This window comes from Microcystis sp. LEGE 08355, assembly GCF_015207185.1.
GTDB classification, from domain to species: domain Bacteria; phylum Cyanobacteriota; class Cyanobacteriia; order Cyanobacteriales; family Microcystaceae; genus Microcystis; species Microcystis panniformis.
This window is the reverse complement of the sequence record NZ_JADEXI010000479.1, coordinates 1-3,615: the sequence shown is the minus strand read 5'-3', so window position 1 is coordinate 3,615 and position 3,615 is coordinate 1. Positions and strand designations below refer to the sequence as shown.

General features: G+C 42.2%; 5 protein-coding genes. 2 read left to right on the top strand and 3 right to left on the bottom strand.

Going from position 1 to position 3,615, the window contains the following annotated elements; genetic code table 11:
- Positions 1-135: 135 nt before the first annotated feature.
- The 3 genes from IQ242_RS19570 to IQ242_RS19560 form a co-directional block, all read right to left on the bottom strand.
- Positions 136-444: a hypothetical protein gene (locus IQ242_RS19570; protein ID WP_002737657.1), complete on the bottom strand. Its 309-nt coding sequence runs from the start codon at positions 442-444 to the stop codon at positions 136-138.
- 280 nt (positions 445-724) lie between these two features.
- Entirely contained in the window at positions 725-1,786 is a 1,062-nt protein-coding gene (locus IQ242_RS19565) for an ABC transporter permease (protein ID WP_193961113.1), read from the bottom strand.
- A 10-nt stretch (positions 1,787-1,796) separates the two neighbouring features.
- Positions 1,797-2,315: an adenine phosphoribosyltransferase gene (locus tag IQ242_RS19560; protein ID WP_002742074.1), complete on the bottom strand. Its 519-nt coding sequence runs from the start codon at positions 2,313-2,315 to the stop codon at positions 1,797-1,799.
- Between the two features lie 98 nt (positions 2,316-2,413).
- Between IQ242_RS19560 and IQ242_RS19555 the strand changes: the two genes are divergently transcribed.
- Both IQ242_RS19555 and IQ242_RS19550 read left to right on the top strand, forming a co-directional pair.
- Complete coding sequence (locus IQ242_RS19555; protein ID WP_193961112.1) at positions 2,414-3,040, top strand: DUF3038 domain-containing protein; 627 nt, start codon at positions 2,414-2,416, stop codon at positions 3,038-3,040.
- A 2-nt stretch (positions 3,041-3,042) separates the two neighbouring features.
- On the top strand, positions 3,043-3,615 hold a 573-nt coding region (locus IQ242_RS19550; RefSeq protein ID WP_193961111.1), incomplete at its 3' end, for a DUF4335 domain-containing protein.

The window sequence follows — 3,615 nt, the reverse complement described above, 5'->3', positions numbered from 1 at the left end:
TGCGTATAAGAGACAGTTACTATTGACATTGTGATTAAAATATGTACCAAAACTTGCCCAAGATGAGCGAGTTTTTTGGTAAATATGCCAACCTAAAAACCCACTAACTCCAGTGATTAACAATCTTTTCATAGTTTAGAGATTAAATCCTTTTTCGTAGGCTAAAAACTGCACCTGTGGTTCCAACGGTTCACTAACTAAACCAATTCCTGCAAATCCCCATCGCTGCATCAGTCCCTTTAATTGTGTTCCTGAGAGAGTTTCCACAGAAAAATTATTGGCTAAATCCTGAGCATGGGTATTGATATAACTTAAAGCATCGTAGGATTCTTTAAACAGAAGCAGATAACTAGCTGGAGTTTCGCTTTCACCTTTTCTCAGACGCGCTACTAGGTATTGTCCGTCTTGTTTTGACCTGAGTAAATAATGTGTAGTTGCTAACATATTTTGTTAAGTGGGTGGGTGGAATTAAATATAAGATGAACGTAGGTTGGGTTGAAGCATGAAACCCAACGCCTGCATGGGTTACGCTACCGCTAACCCATCCTACAAATAATTGTGCCTCCCTACTTAAGTAAAAAGTGAAAAGGAAAAAAGGGGTTGGGTTTTAGGGTTTTGGGGTTTTGGGGTTTTAGGGTTTTAGTGGAATTTCCCCCATCTCCCCATCTCCCCACTGATAACTGATTACTGTTTACTGATAACTGATAAAATTTCCCCATTTCCCCTACTTTAAATCCTCCAATTTAATTCTAGGATCTACAGCTTTGAGAAGTAAATCAGCCAGAAGATTACCGATAATCAACATAGTAGCACCCATCATTAAACTGCCCATAACTAAATATAAATCTTTGGCCGTCACAGCTTGCAAAATTAAACGACCTAATCCGGGCCAGTTAAAGAAAAATTCGGCAATAAATGCCCCACTTAACAAACTAGAAAATTCAAAGCCCAAAAGAGTTATCAGGGGATTAATAGCATTGCGTAAAGCGTGGACATAGATAACTTTATTTTCCGGTAAACCTTTCGCCCTGGCGGTTTGAATATAATCCTGTCGAAGAACATCTAACAATTGTCCCCGCATCAATCTTTGTAATCCAGCAAAACTGGTAACTGTCAGGGCAATAGTTGGTAAAATCATATGCCAAGCGATATCTAGAACTTTACCAATAGGGGAATATTCCGAATAGTTAATACTGGTCATATCACCCACCGGTAAAAGCGGCGAGACATTTTGGGCGAGAATTAGCAGTAAAAGGGCAGTGATAAAACTGGGGAAACCTTGACCAAGATAACTGATAACTCGAAAAAATTTATCGATAAATTGGTTTTGTTTGACGGCGCTGACAATACCCAAGGGAATCGCAATTGCCCAGGTTAAAATTATGGAAGTCAAAGACATTAATAACGTCGCTGGAATTCTCTCTAATAATAGGGAAGACACGGGACGAAAATAGGTAAAACTCAGACCAAAATTAAACTGAGTTACCACTTGCCACAACCATTTAAAATACTGGACAATCGGCGGGTCTTTTAAACCAAAAAGGGCAATATATTGTTCTTTAGTTTCCTGACTAATCTTGGGATTAAGGTCAAGCAAAGCTAGAAACCCGCCGGGGGTTAATTGGATAATAGCGAAACTCAACGCCGAGGCCAACAACAGAGTTAATAAACCCTGGAGAACACGCTTGACAATATATAAAAAAGTTTCGCTAGTTAGGAGAGATTGTAACCCATTAGCACTCGATCGAGCGGTGGCCGCCTTATAATTATCATCAGTCGCCGTCATAGAAAAAAACCTAATAATCGATAATGGTAATAATTGGTAAATCGGGTAATTTTTCCCGACCACCGAGGTCGATTAACTCGATGATAAAGGCAAATCCTAACACCTCACAACCAATTTTTTCTAATAAATCTGCCGTTGCTTTCGCCGTCCCTCCCGTCGCGATTAAATCATCGACAATTAAGACTTTATGATGGGATGCCACCGCATCTTGATGAATTTCGAGGCTATCGCTTCCGTATTCCAAATCATACTCGATACTGTGAACGGCGGCGGGTAATTTGCCCGGTTTCCGGACAGGAATAAATCCCGCTTCTAATTGATATGCTAAAGGAACACCAAAGAGAAAACCCCGCGATTCCATACCGACAATGTAATCGGGGGATAAACCGTAATCGCGACACTTTGCCGTTAGGGTATCGATCGTGTAACGTAATCCTTGGGGATGATTGAGTAGGGTAGTAATATCGCGGAAGACAATACCCGGTTTGGGAAAGTCGGGAATATCGCGAATCAGTGATTTCAGATCCATTCGGTTTCCGTGTCTCGTAAAATGGGGGACAGCTATCTATACAATACAATTTACAATACCCTGACTCGATCGCCCTTGTGTTTTAGTTATCCTATATCATGACCCCTACTAGCCTAACGCCCGAATCTACAGCATCAGCCCCAGAAAAACCAGTTATTTTAAGCGTTTTACCCGATTTTCAGATTGCCAGTCAGCAATGCGCCCTACATCTCCAACAGCATATCGATTTAATGCTATTAGCGTTGGAATCCTTAGAAGTCGGTGCCGGGGAGGCCCTGTTAGCCCTCTGTAAAGAACTAGGACTCGATAAAATTGTCAGAAACCGGATTATTTTCTGGCGCTTACGCTGTACTAATCCCTGGCGAATTTCCTACACCCTCGACCGTCTCACCCTTGACCAAGCAAAAGCTTTAGTTATCATTGCCAGTTATCGGGCCAAACCCCTAGCTATATCCATCCGACAATTACTGTTAGCGCGGCAACAGATGGAATCAAAAGGTTTACCCGTGGATAATAATTTTCTTTTATCAGAATACCTAGAAAGATTTCGCTCCAATTTTCGCAGTCGCATGAACCCCCGTCGGGCCAAAGTATCGGTTTATCTAGCCGATGAAAATGCTTTAAATGAACTGGCTTTATCCCTCCTCGATCGGTTATTATTTTGTACTGGTACGACGGGAATGCAGCGGTTTTGGATTAGTTTATTTGATGGGGAGATCGTGTAAAGATGAGAAGACAGTATAGCTTGCCCAATTGTACCCTGATTCTCGATGGTTTCGGCGACGATTTCGCCCCGGCTAACCCCGGGGATAGCCGACCCTTACTCTCAATTTTGACTAACGTAGAATGTCGGTTAATCGGGGCCAATAAAGTCCTGCAAGGTGGTCGGGTTTTCTTGGAAAATTTAGTACAAGCGGTCAGTCAGTATGCCCAAGAATTTTTAAGTGGTGTTCGTCATCCCCAAGATCCCGTCCATGAACCAGATCATGTGTACCTAGAAAAGATTGACCAGAATCTCCATCGTCTGGTTTGGTATCCATCAACGGACTTGAATATCCCAGAAAGTCCGGTCAAGATAGAAATCAGTACCGTGCAGTTATTTGATTTAATAGAAGCGATTGACCAATTTTTTGCCGATACTCGCACTTTACCTGACCTAACCCTAAAATTACAGCCAGTTTCCCGTCGCTACCATAAGGTGAATGAATCGGTAGCCAGTCGAACAGTGCCTTTTTTGGCAGGATTAGGCAGTCTTGTCGCTTGCGCCCTACTTTTCTATCTGTTACCCGTCCCCCAAGTC

Bases quoted from the DNA above. Each gene is read 5' to 3' on its own strand.
- IQ242_RS19570 (WP_002737657.1), bottom strand. From the start codon at position 444: ATGTTAGCAACTACACATTATTTACTCAGGTCAAAACAAGACGGACAA.
- IQ242_RS19565 (WP_193961113.1), bottom strand. From the start codon at position 1,786: ATGACGGCGACTGATGATAATTATAAGGCGGCCACCGCTCGATCGAGT.
- IQ242_RS19560 (WP_002742074.1), bottom strand. From the start codon at position 2,315: ATGGATCTGAAATCACTGATTCGCGATATTCCCGACTTTCCCAAACCG.
- IQ242_RS19555 (WP_193961112.1), top strand. From the start codon at position 2,414: ATGACCCCTACTAGCCTAACGCCCGAATCTACAGCATCAGCCCCAGAA.